The 19506-nt window shown below is 70.7% G+C and carries 17 protein-coding genes; 10 read left to right on the top strand and 7 right to left on the bottom strand.

The window, feature by feature from the left end; genetic code table 11:
- Window positions 1–35: 35 nt before the first annotated feature.
- On the bottom strand, window positions 36–1379 hold the full coding sequence (locus IA22_RS0125970; RefSeq protein WP_030125010.1) for a lysine N(6)-hydroxylase/L-ornithine N(5)-oxygenase family protein: 1344 nt from the start codon (window positions 1377–1379) through the stop codon (window positions 36–38).
- Window positions 1380–1624: 245 nt separating this feature from the next.
- Between IA22_RS0125970 and IA22_RS0125965 the strand changes: the two genes are divergently transcribed.
- The 4 genes from IA22_RS0125965 to IA22_RS0125950 all read left to right on the top strand — a co-directional run bounded on the left by IA22_RS0125965 (window position 1625) and on the right by IA22_RS0125950 (window position 6751).
- Window positions 1625–2572, top strand: coding sequence for a methionyl-tRNA formyltransferase (locus tag IA22_RS0125965; protein WP_030125009.1), 948 nt, complete (start codon window positions 1625–1627; stop codon window positions 2570–2572).
- A 226-nt stretch (window positions 2573–2798) separates the two neighbouring features.
- Complete coding sequence (locus IA22_RS0125960; protein ID WP_030125008.1) at window positions 2799–3698, top strand: ABC transporter ATP-binding protein; 900 nt, start codon at window positions 2799–2801, stop codon at window positions 3696–3698.
- Window positions 3695–4678 carry an ABC transporter substrate-binding protein gene (locus IA22_RS0125955; RefSeq protein ID WP_030125007.1) on the top strand — a complete coding sequence of 328 codons (984 nt, stop codon included), beginning with the start codon at window positions 3695–3697 and terminating at the stop codon, window positions 4676–4678. Before IA22_RS0125960 ends, IA22_RS0125955 begins: the two co-directional genes overlap by 4 nt.
- Window positions 4679–4684: 6 nt before the next feature.
- Entirely contained in the window at window positions 4685–6751 is a 2067-nt protein-coding gene (locus tag IA22_RS0125950; RefSeq protein ID WP_030125006.1) for an iron ABC transporter permease, read from the top strand.
- 87 nt (window positions 6752–6838) lie between these two features.
- Here the strand turns inward: IA22_RS0125950 and IA22_RS0125945 are convergent, their stop codons facing one another.
- Window positions 6839–7276, bottom strand: a complete 438-nt coding sequence (locus IA22_RS0125945) for a glutaredoxin domain-containing protein (RefSeq protein ID WP_014152461.1) — start codon at window positions 7274–7276, stop codon at window positions 6839–6841.
- Between the two features lie 104 nt (window positions 7277–7380).
- On the opposite strand from IA22_RS0125945, the gene IA22_RS0125940 reads away from it, so the two are divergent.
- Both IA22_RS0125940 and IA22_RS0125935 read left to right on the top strand, forming a co-directional pair.
- The gene (locus IA22_RS0125940) at window positions 7381–7728 is read left to right on the top strand and encodes a VOC family protein (RefSeq protein WP_030125005.1); all 348 of its coding nucleotides are present in this window, start codon (window positions 7381–7383) and stop codon (window positions 7726–7728) included.
- Window positions 7729–8256: 528 nt separating this feature from the next.
- Window positions 8257–10128: a CocE/NonD family hydrolase gene (locus IA22_RS0125935; RefSeq protein WP_030125004.1), complete on the top strand. Its 1872-nt coding sequence runs from the start codon at window positions 8257–8259 to the stop codon at window positions 10126–10128.
- Window positions 10129–10252: 124 nt separating this feature from the next.
- On the opposite strand, the gene IA22_RS0125930 is transcribed toward IA22_RS0125935, so the two are convergent.
- Window positions 10253–11320 (bottom strand): NtaA/DmoA family FMN-dependent monooxygenase, encoded by a 1068-nt coding sequence (locus IA22_RS0125930; RefSeq protein WP_245229603.1) that lies wholly within the window; start codon window positions 11318–11320, stop codon window positions 10253–10255.
- A gap of 72 nt (window positions 11321–11392) precedes the next feature.
- Window positions 11393–12496: an AI-2E family transporter gene (locus IA22_RS0125925; RefSeq protein ID WP_386311768.1), complete on the bottom strand. Its 1104-nt coding sequence runs from the start codon at window positions 12494–12496 to the stop codon at window positions 11393–11395.
- Window positions 12497–12673: 177 nt separating this feature from the next.
- Between IA22_RS0125925 and IA22_RS0125920 the strand changes: the two genes are divergently transcribed.
- The 3 genes from IA22_RS0125920 (at window position 12674) to glpK (ending at window position 16017) form a co-directional block, all read left to right on the top strand.
- A complete protein-coding gene (locus tag IA22_RS0125920) occupies window positions 12674–13372 on the top strand; it encodes a class I SAM-dependent methyltransferase (RefSeq protein ID WP_030125001.1) in 699 nt (232 codons plus the stop codon).
- Window positions 13373–13626: 254 nt separating this feature from the next.
- On the top strand, window positions 13627–14472 hold the full coding sequence (locus IA22_RS0125915; RefSeq protein WP_014152466.1) for an MIP/aquaporin family protein: 846 nt from the start codon (window positions 13627–13629) through the stop codon (window positions 14470–14472).
- 27 nt (window positions 14473–14499) lie between these two features.
- Window positions 14500–16017 carry a glycerol kinase GlpK gene (gene glpK / locus IA22_RS0125910; RefSeq protein ID WP_014152467.1) on the top strand — a complete coding sequence of 506 codons (1518 nt, stop codon included), beginning with the start codon at window positions 14500–14502 and terminating at the stop codon, window positions 16015–16017.
- Window positions 16018–16130: 113 nt separating this feature from the next.
- Here glpK and IA22_RS0125905 read toward each other — a convergent pair whose 3' ends face one another.
- Window positions 16131–17096 carry a pirin family protein gene (locus tag IA22_RS0125905; protein WP_014152468.1) on the bottom strand — a complete coding sequence of 322 codons (966 nt, stop codon included), beginning with the start codon at window positions 17094–17096 and terminating at the stop codon, window positions 16131–16133.
- 120 nt (window positions 17097–17216) lie between these two features.
- Between IA22_RS0125905 and IA22_RS0125900 the strand changes: the two genes are divergently transcribed.
- Window positions 17217–17594, top strand: a complete 378-nt coding sequence (locus IA22_RS0125900; protein WP_014152469.1) for a tetratricopeptide repeat protein — start codon at window positions 17217–17219, stop codon at window positions 17592–17594.
- A 72-nt stretch (window positions 17595–17666) separates the two neighbouring features.
- Here IA22_RS0125900 and IA22_RS0125895 read toward each other — a convergent pair whose 3' ends face one another.
- The gene (locus IA22_RS0125895) at window positions 17667–18362 is read right to left on the bottom strand and encodes a TetR/AcrR family transcriptional regulator (protein ID WP_014152470.1); all 696 of its coding nucleotides are present in this window, start codon (window positions 18360–18362) and stop codon (window positions 17667–17669) included.
- 117 nt (window positions 18363–18479) lie between these two features.
- The gene (locus tag IA22_RS0125890) at window positions 18480–19229 is read right to left on the bottom strand and encodes an SDR family oxidoreductase (protein WP_014152471.1); all 750 of its coding nucleotides are present in this window, start codon (window positions 19227–19229) and stop codon (window positions 18480–18482) included.
- Window positions 19230–19506: the final 277 nt, after the last annotated feature.

The following is a 19506-nucleotide window of genomic DNA, read 5'->3' as shown; positions in this document are numbered from 1 at the left end:
GCGGGAGCCGGGACGTGCGGGAGAGCCCGGACTTCCTAGGAGGCGTCCGCCAGCGGCCGGGCCTCGTCGGACGTGGCCTTCACCCCACGGGCGAGCAGCGAGTCCAGGATCTCGCCGACCCGGATCGCGGTGTTGGAGAGCAGGGCCGAGGTGATGCCGTGCGTGTGTTCCGTGCCGCCCTGGAGATAGATGCCACAGCTCAGGCCGGCCTCGGTGGCGATGCGGTAGTCGCGCTCGACGCGCACGCGGCCCTCCTCGTCGCGCAGGCAGCTTCCGGCTGCCTCACCGAGGAGGCCGAGCGGGTCGACGGGGCTGTAACCGGTGGCGAACACCACGATGTCGGCGTCCAGGACGGCCTCCTCCCCCGTGACGAGGTTCGTCACCGTGGCGTGGACCGTGTCCGGCTTCTCCTCGACGGCGGCGAGCCTGGAGACGTTGAGGAAGCGCAGCCGCTCGGTGCCGAGGACCTTCTCCTGGTACATCTGCCGGTAGAGGTCGTCGATCAGGTCGATGTCCACCACGGAGTAGTTGGTGTTCCCGTGGTAGTCCATCAGCCTGCGCTTGACGTCGCCGGGCGCGGCGAAGTACTCGTCGACCGCACCCGGGTCGAAGATGCGGTTGGCGAAGCTGCTGTCGTCGGCCGGGCTGTAGCCGTAGCGGGAGAAGACCGCGCAGACCTCGGCCTCGGGGAAGCGGCGGTGCAGGTAGGCGACGTTCTCGGCGGCACTCTGTCCGGCGCCGACGACGACGAACCGGGAGGGCGAGGCGCCTTCCAGCCCTTCCACCTTCGCCAGCAGTTCGGAGTTGTGCCAGACCCGGTCGCCGCGTTCCACGCCTTCCGGCATGAGGGGGCGCAGCCCGGTCCCGATGACGACGTTGCGGGCCCGGTGGACCGTCAGCCCTTCGTCCGAACGGACCGTCACGTCCAGGTACTCCACGGCTCCGCCGTCGTTCAGGACGGGTGTGACACCGACGACCTCCTGACGGTAGGAGACCATGTCGCCGACCTTGGCCGCCGCCCACTCGAAGTAGTCGTGGAACTCGACCCTGAGGGGGAAGAGGTTCTTGTGGTTGATGAAGTCGACCAGACGCCCCCTGCTCTTCAGGTAGCAGAGGAAGCTGAACTCGCTGGTCGGGTTCCGGAGCGTCACCAGGTCCTTGAGGAAGGACACCTGCATCGTCGCGTCGTCGATCAGCATCCCGCGGTGCCAGCCGAAGCGCGGCTGCTGCTCGAAGAAGTGGGCGGAGACGGACTGTTGTGCTGCTGCGTCCGTGTTGTGCTCGCTGATCGCGATGGCCATGGCCACGTTGGACGGACCGAAGCCGATGCCGATGAGGTCGAGGACCTGAGGTGCGTCGCCAGGCTGAACCTGAGACATGTCACTCCGATCGTGCGGGGAAGCCGCCTGAAGTCGCGGGGTATCCGAAGTCCGGGCACACCGAACTGAGTGGCCCGCCGTAATTTAGGTGAGCCTAAGCTCATCTCGCGCGGCTGTCGATAGGGCACGGAACACGCCGGCCCGACACAAGGCCTCCCAACAGGGCCATCAGGCAGCCCTGTTGCGTACTAAGGCAAGCCTCGCTTTACTAGGTACTCGTCATTGCCTGTACCGAGGAGGAACACATGCGGGTCGTCATGTTCGGGTACCAGACCTGGGGGCACCGCACCCTGCAAGCCCTCCTGGACTCCGAGCACGACGTGGTGCTGGTGGTGACACACCCCAGGAGTGAGCACGCGTACGAGAAGATCTGGAGCGACTCCGTCGCCGACCTCGCCGAAGCGCGGGACGTACCGGTGCTGATCCGCAACCGGCCGGACGACGACGAGTTGTTCGCGCGCCTCCAGGAGGCCGACGCGGACATCATCGTGGCCAACAACTGGCGGACCTGGATCCCTCCGCGCATCTTCGGCCTCCCGCGCCACGGCACGCTGAACATCCACGACTCCCTGCTGCCGAAGTACGCGGGCTTCTCCCCGCTGATCTGGGCACTGATCAACGGCGAGTCCGAAGTGGGCGTCACCGCGCACATGATGAACGACGAACTCGACGCCGGCGACATCGTCCGGCAGGAGGCGGTCGCGGTCGGCCCCACGGACACCGCGACCGACCTCTTCCACAAGACCGTCGACCTCATCGGCCCGGTCACGATCGGCGCACTGGACCTCATCGCCGCGGGACAGACGGAGTTCACCCGGCAGGACCGCTCCCAGGCGACCTTCTTCCACAAGCGTGCGGCCGAGGACATCCGCATCGACTGGAACTGGCCGGCCGAAGACCTCGAACGCCTGGTCCGCGCCCAGTCCGAGCCGTATCCCAGCGCCTTCACCTTCCACCGGGGCAGGCGCGTCGAGATCCTCGCCGCGGTGGTGTCCCAGGGCAGGTACGGCGGAACCCCGGGCCGCGTCTTCTACCGCGAGGGCGAGGGCGTGGTGATCGTCGCCGGGTCCGACGCCCGCACCGGCCGGAACCACGGCCTCGCCGTCACCCGTGTCCGCACGGAGGACGGCCGGGAACTGCCCGCGACCGAGTACTTCACGTCCATGGGCGGCTATCTCACCGGCCGCCCCTGACACACCCGCGGGCGCGTTCGCCTCACGGATCACCTCGTCGGCCTCCCGGGACCGTCCCCGGGAGGCCGACGATCCGTATGCGCCGCGGACGTCACGCACACCGGCGTCGCCACGGATCGGCATGCCGGGCGTTCACCCTCGGCGCGTGCCTGCGGGGAGAGCCCGACGGCTCCCGGGGCCGGGGCCGCGGTTCGAAGGCGCGTAAGGGCAGGCTAACCTAATGCCCATGAGAGCTGGTGAGAGCACTTCCACGGCTGTGGGCACCCCTGTGTCCGCCGTCGGGCCGCCCAGGCGCGGCCACGGGCTGTCCGCCGACGGCGTGACCGTGGCGTACGGCCGCGTCGATGTCGTCCACGGGGCGGCCCTCACGCTGCGGCCCGCCGAGGTGACCGCCCTCGTGGGCCCCAACGGCAGCGGGAAGTCGACCCTGTTGCGCACGCTGGCCCGGCTGCAGAGCGCGCGGACCGGCTCGCTCACGGTCGACGCCGGAACGGACGCGGCCGAGGACGGCTTCGCGCTCGGCGCCCGCGAGTTCGCGCGCCGCGTGGCCCTCCTGACGCAGTCGCGGTCGACGCCGGGCGGACTCACCGTGCGGGACGTGGTCGACTTCGGCCGCTACCCCCACCGGGGCCGCTGGGGTCGCCCGGATCCCCGTGGCACCGCCGCCGTGGACCGGGCGCTGCGCCTCACCGGTGTGGAGGACCTCGCGGCCCGGGGCGTCGACCAGCTCTCCGGTGGCCAGCTCCAACGGGTGTGGCTCGCCAGCTGTCTCGCGCAGGAGACAGGCGTCCTGCTCCTGGACGAACCGACCACCTATCTCGACCTGCGTTACCAGGTCGAACTCCTCGACCTGATCCGCGATCTCGCCGACGACCACGGGATCGCCGTGGGCGTCGTCCTCCACGACCTCGACCAGGCGGCCGCCGTCGCCGACCGCGTCGCGCTGCTGCACGCGGGACGCGTCGTCGCCGACGGCGTGCCCGAGGACGTGTTCACACCCGGCCTTCTCTCGGACGTCTACGGCATCCGCATCGACGTGGACACCGACCCCGCCACCGGCAGCCTGCGCACCCGCGCGATCGGCCGCCACCACTCCAGATCCGAAAGGCTCAGCACCACCTCATGAGACGCCACCTCCTCACCACGGCCGCCGTCGCCGTCGCCGCCCTCTCCCTGGCCGCCTGCGGGACCACCGAGCCGTCCTCCGACGACGCATCCGCCGCTTCGGGCAAGCCCGCCGAGAAGATCACCCTGACCGACGCCAAGGGCACGAAGGTGACCCTCGACGGCCCGGCGACCAAGGTCGTCGCCACCGAGTGGAACGTCGTCGAGGACCTGGTCGCGCTCGGAGTGGACCCCGTGGGCGTCGCGGACGTGAAGGGCTACACCGCGTGGAACACCGCGGCACCGCTCACCGGGTCCCCGAAGGACATCGGTACCCGCGGCGAGCCGAGCATCGACACCGTGGCGGCGCTCGCTCCCGATCTCGTGGTCGCCACCAGCGACCTCTCGCCCGCCGTCGTGAAGCAGCTTCGCAAGGTCGCGCCCGTCATCGAGATCACGTCGGCCGACGCCGCCGACCAGATCGGCACGATGACGGAGGGCCTCGACCTCATCGCGAAGGCCACGGGCAAGGAGTCCGAGTCGGCCGCCCTCAAGAAGGACTTCGACACGAGCGTGGCCGAGGGGAAGAAGGCCCTCGCGGACGCCGGCCTCGGCGGCGCCGAGATCGCCTCCGCCGACGGTTACGTCGCGTCGAACCAGGTGTCCGTCCGCGCCTACACCGGCGGTTCCCTCCTCGGCGCGGTCAACGAGAAGCTCGGTCTGAAGAACGCCTGGACCCTGAAGGGCGACGAGAGCTACGGCCTCGCCACCACCGATGTCGAGGGCCTCACGGGTCTCGGCGACGTCCAGTTCACCTACGTCGCGAACGACGCCGACGGTGACGCCTTCGCCGGCCCGCTCGCCAAGAACGCCGTGTGGAAGTCGCTGCCGTTCGTGAAGGCCGGTGACGTGCACCGACTGCCCGACGGTGTCTGGATGTTCGGTGGTCCCCGCTCCATGGAGGCGTACATCGACTCCCTCGTCGACGCGCTGACGAAGTAGCACACCGTGGCCGTCATCGAGAAGACCGTGGCCGGCCGTGACCGGTCCGTCGCGGCCACGACGGGCGCGGTCGCCGTGACGGCCACGCTCGTGCTGCTGGTCGTGGTCCTCGCCGCCGTCGACATCACGCAGGGCACCGCGGACGTCGGCGGGTCCGAGGTCTGGGACGCGCTCACCGGGAACGCGGCGGCCGGGGACTCCTCCGTCGTCATCGCGTCCCGGCTCCCGAGGATGGTGGCCGCCGTCCTCGTCGGCGTGGCACTCGGCACGGCCGGCGCCGCCCTGCAGGCGGTCAGCCGCAACGTGCTCGCCTCGCCGGACACCCTCGCCGTGAACGCCGGGTCCTACCTGGCACTCGGGATCGTCGCCGTCACCGGCGTCTCCCTCCCGCTCCTCGCCTCGTCCGGCGCGGCGTTCGTCGGCGGCCTCGCCGCCGCGGCGGTCGTGCTCGGCCTGTCCGGACTGGGCAAGGGCACCGTGCGGCTCGTCCTGGCGGGCACCGCGCTCGCCCTCGGACTCAGCGCGGTGACCGAGGCGTTGCTCCTCCTCTTCCCCCAGGAGACCGAGGGCCTGTACAGCTGGAACCAGGGAAGCGTCGGCCAGAACGGTTTCGACGCCGTCGTCCGGATGGCGCCGGTCGTGGTGGCCGGCCTGGCGGGGCTGATGCTCCTCGCCCGCCGCATCGACGCCCTGACACTGGGCGACGACGCCGCCCGGGGACTGGGGGTCCCCGTGCGCGGGACCCGGGTCACCACCGTCGTGGTCGCGACCCTGCTCTCCGCCGCGGCGGTCACGCTCGCCGGCCCGATCGGCTTCGTCGGACTCTGCGCACCCGCACTCGTCCGGCCCCTCACCCGCCGGTTCCGGGGGCTCGTCCGTTCCCGGGTGAGCCTCCCGGTCACGGGACTCGTCGGTGCCGCGCTCGTGCTCGGCTCGGACGTCCTGCTGCGGGCCGTCGTGCCCGCCGACACCGCCGTGGAGGTACCGACCGGGGTCGTCACCACCGTGGTCGGCGGAGTGTTCCTCGTCGTCATGGCGTTGCGCCTCCGTGACACCGCCTCGGCCGAGGCACCCGACCGGCTGCGGATCCCCGGCCGGACGGCGTTCCTGGTCACCGTGGCCGTTCTGGCAGTCGTCCTGGTGGGCGTGCTCTTCGCGGCCGTCCTGCTGGGCGACTCGAAGCTGCTGCTCGGCGACGTCATGAACTGGGCGCAGGGCAGGTCCGGCAGGGTCGTCACGTTCGTCCTCGACACCCGGGTGCCCAGGGTGTCGGCCGCGCTCCTCGCCGGCGGTGCGCTCGCGCTGTCCGGCACCCTGGTGCAGGCCGTCACCCGCAACCCGCTCGCGGAGCCAGGTGTCCTGGGCGTCTCCGGAGGCGCCGGACTCGGCGCCGTCCTCCTGGTGACCACCGTGCAGTCCCCCGGCTCGTGGGAGATCGCGGGCGCCGCCTTCGGCGGTGCCGCGGTCACCGCCACGTTCGTGTTCGGGCTGGCCGCGCGGGGCGGCTTCCAGCAGAACAGGCTGGTCCTGCTGGGCGTCGGGGTCTCCGCCGCAGCGGCGGCGCTGATCAGCCTGGTCATCGTGCTCAGCGACCCGTTCGACACGACGAAGGCCCTCACCTGGCTGTCCGGTTCGACATACGGGCGGAACATGCCCGATGTGGTCCCGGTGGCCGTCGTGCTCGCCGTCGGCATCGTCCTGGCCGTGGTCCGTCGCCGGGAACTGGACCTCGTCGCACTCGACGAGGACACCCCCAGGCTGCTCGGTATGGGGCTCCCCCGGGCACGGCTCGGCCTGCTCGTCATGGCCGTGCTGCTCGCCGCCACCGCCGTGGCGGCGGCGGGGACGATCGCCTTCGTCGGGCTGGTCGCGCCGCACGCCGCACGCGCCCTGGTCGGCCGTCGGCACGTGCGGGTGGTACCGGTCGCGCTCCTCCTGGGAGCGGCGCTGGTGTGCCTCGCCGATCTCGCGGGACGTACGGTGATCGCCCCGGCGCAGCTCGGTGCGGGCTTGATGACGGCCCTCATCGGTGCGCCGTACTTCCTCTACCTGCTGGTCCGCACGAGGCGTTGAGCAACGTCGGGGCGGCCCTCGGTTCCCCACCGAGGGCCGTCCCGGCGTCCGTCGTCCCCGGCGGCACACGGGACATCCGAACGCCCCTCAGGCGGACGGCGGCAGCTGTCCTCGCACCCACGCGGGATCGGGGTTGACGTGCGGCCGGCCCGCCACCACGACCGTGGGGACCGTCTCGTCACCGCCGTTGGCCGCCCTCACCTCCGCCGCTCCGGCCGGGTCGCGCCGGATGTCGACCCAGTGCGACCGGCGGGCGTCCCTGCCCAGCCGGATCCGCAGGCGAAGGCAGTACACGCACCCGGCCCGCCAGTAGACGACGGGCCTGCCGTCGGCCGCGCTGCGGCGTTGTGCCTCCACCGCGCCGATCGAGCGCGGGAACGCCAGCGGTGAGTACAGCCAGGCGAGAACGGCGAACACCAGGAGCAGCACCACGGCGAGGACGGGCGACCCGTCACGGACCTGCGCGGTCGCGACGAGTACACCGCTCAGCACGAGCGACATCGGCAGGATCCAGGCACGCGTCATGATCGGACAGGCTACCGTTGGCGCCGGTCCGGCGGGTCTTCACGTCCGCACCGTTCCGAGGGCAGCCGCGAACGCGTCCGCCCTCCCCTGCGCAGGAGCCGCCCATGCCCGTCCGCCGGGTCGTGCCCGACATCCGCTCGGAGGCCATGGAGGAGAGCCGGGACTTCTACGGACTCCTCGGATTCGAGGAGGTCATGAACCAGGGATGGGTCATGACCCTCGCGTCCTCCTCCTGTCCCACCGCGCAGGTGACGTTGACGAGCCATGACCGGAGCGCACCGGTCGTGCCCGACATCAGCATCGAGGTCGACGACGTGGACGCCGCGTACGCGGTGATGCGGGAGAGCGGCGCGGACATCGTGTACCCGTTGCGGGACGAGGAGTGGGGGGTGCGCCGGTTCTTGGTCCTTGACCCCGACGGCACCGTGGTCAATGTGCTGAGCCACCGGTGATCCCCGCCTCGGCACACGCGGGGGCGGCGGTCCCCGTCGATCACGAGGGCCTGGCCGTCGCGCGGGGCGGACTCCCGCTCGACGGCCGCTCGGCGCTCTTCGGCCGGCAGCGCGTCGACCGCGTTGGCGACGACGGCGACCTCGGCCGTGGGGGCGGGGCGGGTCAGCAGCGCAAGCATTTCCTCCGGCCGGTCCCCGGTCCGGAACGAAGAGAGGTACATACGCATCCGCGCACCGTAGTGGTGCGGCCACGGCGCGGGCACCACCGGGTGGGCACCACCGGGTGGACCGTCGAGCGCACCGCGGAGCACCCGCCGGTCACATCGGTAACACCGAAGACACGTCGGGCTGTTGTAGCGCGGCCGGAGTGATCCTAGACTCCTGCGCCGTCGGCTCCGGTTCCTGTGCGCGGCGGTGATCCAGCTCCGCGGACGTACGCGACCGGCTTGGCGTCCACCGGACGTGCCGGGGCCGCTGCTCGGCCCGCACCACTGCGAAACCCCGTACCCACCGAGCCGGGAGAAGCATGTGAGAGCACGTCGAACGGCCGGATGGGCCGCCTCAGCACTCGTCACCGTCCTCGCGTCGGCCGGACTCCTCGCCGCCCCCGCAGCCGCCTCCGGGCCGGCCGCGGCGCGGGGTCCCCAGGTGGCCACCGCGACCGACCCCGTCACCCACGAGGAGAACGACCGCGTCCCGGAGGGCTCGCTCTGGACGCAGCACTACTTCCCGTCCTCGGACCGCTCCGGCACCGAACTGCACGCGGACGTGCTGCTTCCCGAGGGGCTTCCGCGGAAGGCCGAGGTGCCCGTCATCCTGTCCGTCGGCCCGTACTTCGGGCACTCCGGGCAGTCAGGTGCCGAGGGATGGTCACATACCGGCCCCTCGGCCCGGTTCCAGGACTTCATCGAGGGCACCGACCTGTTCGACCAGGGCTACGCCTTCGTGATGGTCGACCTGCGCGGCTTCGGCGGCTCCACCGGCTGCCTCGACTGGGGCGGCCCCGGTGAACAGGCCGACGTGAAGGCGGCGATCGACTGGGCGGCGAAGCAGCCCTGGTCCACGGGCGCGGTGGGCCTGTACGGCAAGTCCTACGACGCCGTGACGGGCCTCATCGGCAACAACCTGGACCAGCGTGCTCTCAAGGCCGTCGTCGCCCAGGAGCCGCTGTGGGACATGTACCAGTACATCTACTCGAACGGCGTGCCCCGCCCGAACGTCACGGGCACCGCCAACGCCTACAACTCGATCGCCACGCTGGACCAGCTGCCGGACGACGACGCGCGTTACCTGGCCAACTCGCGTTACGAGGAAGCCCATCCCGAGTGCCTCACGGAGAACTCGGCGGGGTACCGGATCGCCGACCAGCACGACCCGTTCTGGACCTCACGGGACCTGGCGAAGGCCGCCAGGGGCACGGACACCCCCCTCTTCGTGACCCAGGGCTTCATCGAGAACAACACCAAGCCCGAGGAGATGCAGGAGTACCTCGACAACCACAAGGGCCCCGAGCGCGGCTGGGTCGGCCAGTGGGAGCACGTCCGGGGCGGGGACCGCACCGGCGACGGCCGCCTCGCGATGGGACGTGAGGGCTGGTACGACGAGACCCTCTCCTTCTACGACCAGTACCTCAAGGGCGTCAGGCCGGCCGTCCGCTACCCGGCCTACTCCGTCGAGGACTCCACCGGCGCGTGGCGGGCCCAGAAGACCTGGCCCGCCGTGGAGCGCTCCGTGTCGATCTCCCTCGGTGGCGGATCGTACGTGGACGACGGCGGCCTCTCCTCGATCGCCGGCCTCGTCGGACCCGACGGGCAGGCGCCCCGGGAACGTGTGGAGCCCTCGGGCGACTGGGACCTGGAGAACGCGCCCGCGATCGACCCGGCGGCGCCGAAGGGGCTTGCCGAAAAACAGGCGCGGCTCCCACGGCCCGGAGCGGTCACGTCGAGCTTCTTCGTGTGGTCCGAAGCGCTCGAGAAGGCCGTGCGGGTCACCGGCACCCCGCGCGTCTCCCTGACCGCACGGGGAGAGGGCAACGTGATGCTCAAGCTGTACGACGTCGCCCCCGACGGCACGGCGGTCATGTTCGACGAACAGGTCTCGCTGCTGAGGACGGGGAAGCTCTCCGTCGATCTCAAGGCGACGGACTGGACCCTCGCGGCAGGGCACGTCCTGGCGGTGGAGATCGGGTCGATCCGGACCGGCTCGTGGCGTGACACTCCTTCCGGCGGGACGATCCGGGTCGAGGGAGCACGGCTCGGGCTGGCCCTGGACGACCCTGCCGACGACATCGCCACGGGAGGGGCCCGGTCACCGTATCTGGACACCTATCTGCTCCGGTACACGGTTCCGCTGCCGGCCGGTCCCGGTACGTTCACGGTAGTTCCGGGAGGCCGCCTCTGACGCTCGCGCGGACCGGCGCCGTCCGCCGGGGTTCCCGGACCACTCCCCCGGGAACCCCGGACGGCGCGGGCCCGCGCGCGTGCCCCCGCCGACCGGTGCCGGCCCTCTCAGGGCCCTGCCGTTCTCACCCCAGGGAGGGAAGGCCGAGGTGTTCGCGCAGGGTGGTGCCCTGGTACGCGGTGCGGTAGACGCCCCTCTCCTGGAGTGCCGGCACGAGCGTGTCGACGATGTCGGTGACGGATGCCGGGAGCAGATGCGGCAGGAGGTTGAAGCCGTCGACCGCGCGGGTACGCACGTAGCGCGTCCACTCGTCGGCGACGGACGAGGGTGTTCCGACGAAGGACGGATGTCCCGGGGACACTTCGAGCACCAGTTCACGGATGGTCAGACCGCGTTCCGTGGCAAGGTCTCGCCATTTCCGGATCAGTGCCTGCTTGCCGGTGCGGCGTTCGACGGAGATCGTGCCGCGCGAGGGGTCGAGCTCCTGCTCATCGGGTTCGATGTCGGGCAGCGGTCCGTCCGGGTCGTAGGCGGACAGGTCGGTGCCCCAGTACTGCTCGAGGAAGGCGATCGACCGCGGCCCGCTGACCTGCTCGCCGCGTACCCAGCGGGCCTTCTCCTCCGCGTCGGCCGTGGTGTCCCCGAGCACGACGCTCGCGCCCGGCAGGATCCGCAGCGAGTCCGGTGAACGGCCGTGTCGGGCCAGCCGCTCCCGGAGGTCGGCGGCGTACGCCACGGCCTTGCCGTACTCGGTGTTGGCGGAGAAGACGACGTCCGCGTGGCGGGCGGCCGGTTCGCGGCCGCCGTCCGGGTCCCCCGCCTGGAAGAGCACCGGGCGCCCCTGACGGCTGCCCGGCACGGTGGCGGTGGCACGCAGGCGCACGAGGTCGGTGTCGCGTTCCACCGGGGTGACGGCACCGGGCCTGGCCCAGCTCGTGGCGCGGCCGTCGGGCGCGACGGCGTCCGGGGCCCAGGAGGACCACAGTTCCTTGGCCGCTTCGACGAACTGTCCCGCCCGCTCGTAGCGGCGTTCGTGCTCCAGCCAGCCTCCGCGGCGGAAGTTGGCACCGGTCCAGGCGTTGTCGGTCGTGACGACGTTCCAGCCGGCCCGGCCCTCGGACAACAGATCCAGGCCGGCCAGCCGGCGGGCCAGGTCGGCCGGATAGTTGTAGGTGGTGTTCTGGGTGGCCACCAGCTGTGAGGCACTCCCCCGAGGCGGGGCCGCCCCACCCTCAGGCCGGGCGGCCGGACGCGTCGGCACGCTTCATGACGGGGTACCGACAGGGCTGGGTGACGTCTGGACCTCCGGCTCCTCGCCCGGTTCCACGAGCTGCTCACGTACGTAGTTCCAGACGACGGCGATCAGCGCGGCGGCGGGTACGGCGAGGAGGCTGCCGACGATGCCGGCCAGGCTGCCGCCCAACGTCACCGCCAGCAGGACGACCGCGGCGTGCAGGCCCAGCCCCCGGCTCTGGATCATGGGCTGGAACACGTTGCCCTCGAGCTGCTGCACCACCACGATGATCGCCAGCACGATCAGCGCGTCGGTCAGTCCGTTCGACACCAGGGCGATGAGAACCGCGACGAAGCCGGCGAACAGCGCACCCACGATCGGCACGAACGCGGAGACGAACGTCAGCACGGCCAGAGGCAGCACCAGAGGCACACCCACGATCCAGAGGCCGAGACCGATGAGAACGGCGTCGAGCAGGCCGACGTAGGCCTGGGAGCGCACGAACTCACCCAGGGTGTCCCAGCCACGCGCCGCCACGGTGGGAACATCGGTGGCGAGCCGGCCGGGCAGCTGACGCGCGAGCCACGGCAGGAACCGGGGGCCGTCCTTGAGCATGAAGAACATGAGGAAGACGGCCAGGACTGCGGTGACCACACCGTTGACCACCGTGCTCACGCCGGTGACGACCGTGGTGACCATGCTGCCGACGCTGTCCTGGACACGGGCGGTCGCGGAGTCGAACGCGCCGGTGATCTGGTCGTCACCGATGTTGAGGGGCGGCCCGGAGGCCCACTCGCGCAGCCGCTGGATGCCTTCGACCACGCCGTCGGCCAGTTCCCCTGACTGGGAGGCCACGGGCACCGCGATCAACGCGACCGCTCCCCCGGCCACCAGGAGGAACAGCACCGTCACGGTGGAAGCGGCGAGAGCCGGTGGCCATCCGCGCCGGCGCAGCAATCGCGTCAGCGGCCACGTCAGGGTCGTGAGCAGCAGGCCGACCACGAGCGGCCAGACGACGGACCACATGCGCCCCAGCAACCACAACGCCACTGCGGTCATGACAAGGACCAGGAGCAATTCGCCTGAGACGCGTGCCGAGACGCGGAGGGCCGCGCGGGTCTTGGTTGAGCTCATCGTGACTGACATGCGATTCACCCTATTGGCCCGCAGCGACGCTTCCGACCTCTCGCCCCCGGGCCGGTACCCGCTTCCAGGAGTCCACATGCCTGTGCCCGGGACAGCCGAATCCACGCCTCGGGGAATTCAACTGCGGCGGCACGGGCATATCCCGTCCGGCGGAACGGAGACACGGTGACGTCGCAGAGACAGAACGAACAGACCTGGACCCTTTACGGACAGCGGCAGCTGGACCATGGTTTCCAGCCGCCTGTACCGCAGCGCATCGACTGGGGCTTCTGGCCGGCCGTAGGGCCGGGGGCCGAGCTCCTCGGAGACATCCGGGGCAGACGCGTGCTCGACATCGGATCAGGCCCCGGCCACCACGCCGTCCACCTGGCGCGTGGTCACGGAGCCCTCGTATGCGGCGTCGACATCTCGCCGACCCAGCACCGGCGCGCCACGCGAGCTCATCGCGACGAACCGGGCGTCCGCTTCCTCTGCGCGGACATCGCCGCTCACCTGCGCGGGAGTGAGCTCTACGAGGCGGCCTACGGCGTCCGCACCTTCGGCTGCATCGATCCCCACCACCTGCTGCCCGCCCTGCGCGACGGGCTGACCGGCGGCGCGCCGCTCGTCTTCTCCGCACTGCACACCGACAGCGATGGCCATGGACCGTCCGGTTCGGTGGAATCGCGTCCGGAGGTCATCCGGCTCCGTGACGAGGAACCCATCGCCACGCACATGTGGGTCCTGGACCCAGGTCTGTGGGAGGAGTTGCTCGCCGCTCACCACTTCACCGTGACTGCCACCCACCTCTTGCAAGCGCCCGAGGCCGGGAGTCCGGTCGTGATGCAGGTGATCCAGGCACGGCGCCAGGCGGGTCGGGGCTGATCGAGGGCGTGGAAGGCGCACGCAGGGCCGGCCGGTCCGAGGGGCGCTTCCCACCAACAGCCCAAAGTCGCCCTCGCGTCGGCGGCGACGCCCCCGAGGAGCTCCGGCACGTCGCCGGGGCTCCGGTGCCCCTCTGCGGCGCGTCGCACCCAGAAAATCCTTTCATCCTGATATGCGGCTTTCTTCGAGTCGTCCTAGCCTGACCGGGATCGCAGGCAGTCGATGGCCGGTCAGCCGGCGGAGGGTGAGTTTCCATGGCGAAACGGAGCACACGGTCCGGGTTGCTCGGTGAATTGTCCGCCGAGTTCGCGGGCACGATGATCCTCATTCTTTTCGGCTGTGGCGTGGTGGCCCAGGTGGTGGCCGGCGGAGCCCTGACCGATCCGCCCGGCGGACTCGGGGACCACGACAGCATCGCCTGGGCGTGGGGGCTCGGTGTCACGCTGGGTGTCTACGTGGCGGCACGGCTGAGTGGCGCCCACCTCAATCCCGCGGTGACCCTCGCGCTCGCCACGTTCCGGGGCTTCCCGTGGAGCAAGGTGGCGCCCTACTTCCTGGCGCAGACGGCCGGCGCGTTCGTGGCCGCCCTTCTCGTCCGCTGGAACTACACGGAGGCACTGGCGAAGGCCGACCCCGGGCACACCACCAAGACACAGACGGTGTTCTCCACTCTCCCCGCCAACGGCAATCCGGCCCTGCCGGTGCACGAGTGGGGTGCGTTCCGTGACCAGGTCATCGGCACCGCCATCCTGCTGCTGTTGATCATGGCCATCACCGACATGCTGAACACGCCGCCGGGCGCGAACCTGGCCCCGTTCATCATCGGTCTGGTCGTGGTGGCCATCGGCATGGCATGGGGAACCAACGCGGGTTACGCGATCAACCCGGCCCGGGACTTCGGCCCCCGGCTGGCGAGCTTCATCACCGGATACAACGGAGCCTGGCGGGATCAGTACGGGAACCTCTACTTCTGGGTCCCGATCGTCGGCCCTCTCGTCGGCGGCCTGCTCGGCGCCGGACTGTACAAGGCATTCGTCGGACGGTTCCTGCCGTCCGCGGAGCCCGAGCCACCGGGACGCGTCCCGGCACCCGAGGACTGACCACACCGGCCGGAGAGGTGGTACATCATGGCGGACTTCATCGGCGCGGTGGATCAGGGGACCACCAGCACACGATTCATGATCTTCGACCATGGCGGCAACGAGGTCGCCAAGCACCAACTGGAGCACGCCCAGATCCTGCCGCGTTCGGGCTGGGTGGAACACGACCCGGTGGAGATCTGGGAGCGCACGAACTCCGTGATGCAGAACGCCCTGAGGTTCGGGGGCATCGCGCCGGGTGACCTGGCGGCGATCGGCATCACCAACCAGCGTGAGACAACGGTGATCTGGGACCCGCGCAACGGGCGCCCCTACTACAACGCCATCGTGTGGCAGGACACCCGTACGGACGCCATCGCCGCCGAGCTCGAACGGTCGGGCCGGGGCGACGTCATCCGCCGGAAGGCGGGACTCCCGCCGGCGACCTACTTCTCCGCAGGCAAGATCCAGTGGATCCTGGAGAACGTCGACGGCGTACGGGAAGCCGCCGAGGCCGGTCACGCGATCTTCGGCAACACGGACGCCTGGGTCCTGTGGAATCTGACCGGCGGCCCCGACGGCGGCATCCACGCCACCGACGTGACCAACGCCAGCCGCACCATGCTGATGGACCTGGAGACCCTCGACTGGGACGAGGAGCTGCTGAGCTTCTTCAACATCCCCCGGTCGATGCTGCCCACCATCAACCCCTCCTCCCATGCGGAGGCCTACGGAACGACCCGCACCTCACGGCCGTTGCGCGCGGCCGTCCCCATCGGCGGGGTCCTCGGCGACCAGCAGGCCGCCACCGTCGGGCAGGTCTGCTTCTCACCCGGCGAGGCCAAGAACACCTACGGGACCGGCAACTTCCTGGTCCTCAACACGGGTACGGAACTTGTCCGTTCCCAGCACGGGCTGCTCACCACGGTGGCATACCAGTTCGGCGACAGCCCGGTGGTCTACGCGCTGGAGGGCTCCATCGCCGTGACCGGTTCCGCCGTGCAGTGGCTGCGGGACCAGATGAAGATCATCAAGACCGCGGCGGAGAGCGAGGTGCTTGCCCGGTCGGTCGACGACAACGGCGGCATGTACTTCGTCCCCGCGTTCTCGGGCCTGTTCGCCCCCTACTGGCGCTCCGACGCACGCGGCGCGATCGTCGGGCTCGCCAGGTACAACGACAACGCCCACCTGGCGCGGGCGACCCTGGAGTCCATCTGCTACCAGAGCCGTGACGTCGTCGAAGCCATGGAGCAGGATTCCGGCGTCCACCTCGACGTGCTCAAGGTGGACGGCGGCGTCACCGCCAACGATCTCTGCATGCAGATCCAGGCGGACGTCCTCGGTGTCCCGGTCAGCCGCCCGGTCGTCGCGGAGACCACCGCGCTCGGCGCGGCCTATGCGGCGGGGCTGGCGACGGGCTTCTGGCAGAACACCGACGAACTGCGCGCCCAGTGGCACGAGTCCGAGCGGTGGGCTCCGCAGTGGTCCGAGGAGCAGCGCGAGGAAGGCTACGCGGGCTGGAAGAAGGCCGTGGAACGCACCCTCGACTGGGTGAAGGTCTCCTAGGCCTCGCCTTCTTGCACCACGCCGGGCCGGGGACGGTGACCACGCAGCGTGGACGCCGTCCCCGGCCCCTGCGCGTCCGGGCCACGTCCGTTCGCGCGCCACATCGGTGCGGCTCAGCGCACCCTTCCTCGCGGTTTCAGCGCCACGGGCGGCAGTTCGGGAGCGGGCAGCCGACCTCCGTCGTAGCCCTTCACCTCGCCGAACCGGGGCCCTTCCATCCAGTCCTGGCGCGCCTGTTCGATCTCCTCGTGCGAGCGCCCGACGAAGTTCCACCACATGACGATCTCCTCCGCGAACGGCTCACCGCCGAGCAGCATCAGCCCGGCGTCCGAGGCGGCGCGCAGCGGCAGTTCGGTGCGACCGCAGCCGAGGTAGAGCATCGATCCGGGCAGGACCGGAACGCCGTCGATCTCGGCCTCGCCGGACATCGACAGCACGGCGTACTCGAAGTCGGGGTCCAGCGGCAGCCGAGCTTCGGCCCCGGCGGTCAGCGTCAGGTCGGCTCCGACGATCGGCGTGTAGGCCGTACCGGGTGACGCGGCACCGTCGAGCTCTCCCAGGATCACGGTTGCGGTGAGGCCCGGTGCCGTGACGGCGGGCAGACCGGTGTGGTGCTCGAAGCGGGGCTCCACATGGCGGTCGGAGCCGGGCAGGGCAACCCATAGCTGGGCGCCGTGCAGGAACCTGGCGTGCGGTTTCGGGCTCTCCTCGGAGTGGCTGATGGCCCTGCCCGACGTCATCAGACCCAGTTCGCGCGGCCGGATCTGCTGGAGGCTGCCCAGGCTGTCACGGTGCAGGACCTCCCCCTCGTGAAGCCAGCTCACCGTCTGCAGGCCCATGTGGGGGTGCGGCGGGACCTGCATTCCGGGCTCGTCGGCGATGTCGTCGGGACCGTAGTGGTCCACGAACGCCCAGGCGCCGACCATGCGTCGCCCCAGGTTGGGAAGGAGCCTGCGCACCTCGGTGGACTCGCCGAGCTGGACATGGCGCGGGGTGAGGAGTTCACGCACCGGCTCGGCGACGACGAAGCCGCGTCCCCCGCACACGGAGGGAGTGGCCTGGCGATCGAGATTGCTCATGGCGCACAACCTATTCCGGCAGGGCCGTGGAGCGCCGGTCCCCACGCCGAATATTTAGTGGAATGTTTAACTACCTCGGGGTGTTCAGCCCACCGAGAGCATTGCGGCCGAGGAGGAGAAATGGAAGACACTTACTACGAGTTCGGCACGCCCGCCGACCGCTGGGACCGGGCGCAGATGTTCTTCGAGGCCAAGGAGTACCTCACGGCCGCGCGGATCCTCGGCGGGCTGGTGCAGGAGGTGCCGGAGCAGGTGGCCCCGAGGCTGCTGCTGGCGCGCGCCTACTACCACTCGGCGCGGCTCGGCAAGGCCGAGACGGAACTGCGTGAGGTGCTGGAGCGCAACCCCGTCGAGGACTACGCCCGCCTGATGCTCGGGCGCACCCTCGAGCGCCAGGGCCGGCAGTCGGAGGCCGACACGCACCTGCGGATGGTCCAGGCGATGGCAGGGGATCTCGGGCCCGAGCTTCACGCGCAGGAGCAGCGGATCCAGGGGTGACGATCCCACCGGTTGCGGGTGCGGGGAGCGGCGGAGGACACGCCGCTCCCCGCACCCGTCTCCCCGGCCCGCTCAGCGTTCGGCGTTCGAGACCCTGTCCAGCCATTCGGTCATCAGCGCCGATTCGGCCGTACTGAGCCCGGATCCGTGCGACCGGCGCAGCAGAGCACCCAGCGTCGCCGCCGCGGAGGGTACCGCGGTCTCCACAGGCGCACCCGGGGACACGTCCGCCGTGAATACAGCGGCGTGCACCGCGTCGCGCACGCGCGCGGACATGCCGACGTCCGGGAAGGTCACGGGCCGGGACACCAGCATGAGCGCGACACCCGTGGTGGCGGACATGATCATCTGGGCGGCCAGTTCGGGGGCGACGCGCAGCTTGCCCTGCGCGGCGGCCCGCTCGAGGTCGTGCGTCAGGATGCGGTGCGCCTCGATGGCGGATCCCGGCGGTGTCCGCATCGCCGGTGAGTTCATCAGCCGGTACAGATTGGGGTTGCGGAGAGCGAAGTCGACGTGGCTGTCCCATCCGTTCCGCAGGTCCTCGACGGGATCGGTGGTGTCGCCTCGCTCCCGCTTGGTCGCCAGGTAGGCGTCGAAGCCGTGATCGACGACGGCCGAGAGCAGACCTTCCTTGTCCCCGAAGTGCCGGTAGAGGGCCGGCGCGCCGACCTGCGCCGCCTCGCACACGGCGCGCGTGGAGATCTCCCCGTCAGGAGACTCCGCGACCAGCCGGGCCGCGACTTCGAGGATGCGCGCTCGTGTACTCACCGGAGGGACGCTATCAAGGCGCGTGCTGCGCGGATCGGACGGTGGCACCGGACGGCAGCCATTCCGTGACCGGCCTGCCCTCCCGGCCCGCGGACCGGGCGGACCAGGGGCACCGCCTCAGATGATGCCGCCGTTGGCACGCAGCACCTGACCGTTGACCCAGCGGGCGGGGCCGGCGAGGAAGGACACGACCTCCGCGATGTCCTCGGGGGCACCGAGCCGCTCGAGGGGAGGCTGCGCGGCCATCCTCGCGATGGTCTCCTCGTCCTTGCCGTCCAGGAACAAGGCGGTGGCGGTCGGCCCGGGCGCGACCGCGTTGACCGTGATGTCCCGGCCACGCAGCTCACGGGCGAGGATCAGCGTCATCGCCTCCACAGCGCCCTTGGTGGCGGCGTAGGCGGTGTATCCGGGTATGGCCAGCGCCAGCACCGAGCTGGAGAAGTTGATGATGGCCCCGCCGCCCCGCAGTCGGCGTGCCGCTTGCTGGTCGACGACGAAGGTGCCGCGGACATTGGTGCGGTACATCCCGTCCAGCGCGTCCAGGTCGAGATCGACCAGCGGCGAGAGGGACATGATCCCTGCGGCGTGGACGACCACGTCGACGCCACCGAAGGCCTCCTCGGCCGCGTCGAACAGCGCGGCGACCGCCGCCTCGTCCGCGACGTCCGCCTGGTGCGCGACGGCCTGGCCACCCGCAGCGACGACGGCCGCGACCGCGGCTTCCGCCTCGGTCTTGTTCCCCGCGTAGTTGATGACCACCGCGAATCCGTCGGACGCCAGCCGCTCGGCACTCTCCCGGCCGATACCTCGCGAGCCCCCGGTCACAAGAGCGACCCTGCGCGTGCTGGTGGTGTGCTGCTCGGTCATGACGATGCTCCTGAGGACATGGACGATCCGCCGGTTCCACGGACCTGGGCAAAATCAACGCTAACACCATTACGTTATCGCCGCTATCGCTCGATCGTGGCGGACCCCGGAGCACCGCTGACGCTGCCCCCGAGCGCGAGCGCCGATACACCTCCCCTGACACACGGTGGACGACACGACACGGACGGCACGGCACGGCACGGCACCGCGACGGCCCCGCAGCACGTGCCGGCCACGTCATGATCAACTTATGGACGTACGACCGCTCACGCCTGCC

This window comes from Kitasatospora papulosa (assembly GCF_000717245.1).
GTDB lineage: Bacteria > Actinomycetota > Actinomycetes > Streptomycetales > Streptomycetaceae > Streptomyces > Streptomyces papulosus.
The sequence above is the reverse complement of the archived record's forward strand: the minus strand, read 5'-3'. Positions and strand labels throughout refer to the sequence as shown.

Excerpts from the sequence above, each read along its gene's own strand:
- IA22_RS0125915 (WP_014152466.1), top strand. The coding sequence starts at position 13,627 with ATGGCGAAACGGAGCACACGGTCCGGGTTGCTCGGTGAATTGTCCGCC.
- IA22_RS0125955 (WP_030125007.1), top strand. The coding sequence starts at position 3,695 with ATGAGACGCCACCTCCTCACCACGGCCGCCGTCGCCGTCGCCGCCCTC.
- IA22_RS0125945 (WP_014152461.1), bottom strand. The coding sequence starts at position 7,276 with ATGACGCGTGCCTGGATCCTGCCGATGTCGCTCGTGCTGAGCGGTGTA.
- IA22_RS0125970 (WP_030125010.1), bottom strand. The coding sequence starts at position 1,379 with ATGTCTCAGGTTCAGCCTGGCGACGCACCTCAGGTCCTCGACCTCATC.
- IA22_RS0125925 (WP_386311768.1), bottom strand. The coding sequence starts at position 12,496 with ATGAGCTCAACCAAGACCCGCGCGGCCCTCCGCGTCTCGGCACGCGTC.
- IA22_RS0125890 (WP_014152471.1), bottom strand. The coding sequence starts at position 19,229 with ATGACCGAGCAGCACACCACCAGCACGCGCAGGGTCGCTCTTGTGACC.
- IA22_RS0125900 (WP_014152469.1), top strand. The coding sequence starts at position 17,217 with ATGGAAGACACTTACTACGAGTTCGGCACGCCCGCCGACCGCTGGGAC.
- IA22_RS0125905 (WP_014152468.1), bottom strand. The coding sequence starts at position 17,096 with ATGAGCAATCTCGATCGCCAGGCCACTCCCTCCGTGTGCGGGGGACGC.
- IA22_RS0125965 (WP_030125009.1), top strand. The coding sequence starts at position 1,625 with ATGCGGGTCGTCATGTTCGGGTACCAGACCTGGGGGCACCGCACCCTG.
- IA22_RS0125940 (WP_030125005.1), top strand. The coding sequence starts at position 7,381 with ATGCCCGTCCGCCGGGTCGTGCCCGACATCCGCTCGGAGGCCATGGAG.
- glpK (WP_014152467.1), top strand. The coding sequence starts at position 14,500 with ATGGCGGACTTCATCGGCGCGGTGGATCAGGGGACCACCAGCACACGA.
- IA22_RS0125960 (WP_030125008.1), top strand. The coding sequence starts at position 2,799 with ATGAGAGCTGGTGAGAGCACTTCCACGGCTGTGGGCACCCCTGTGTCC.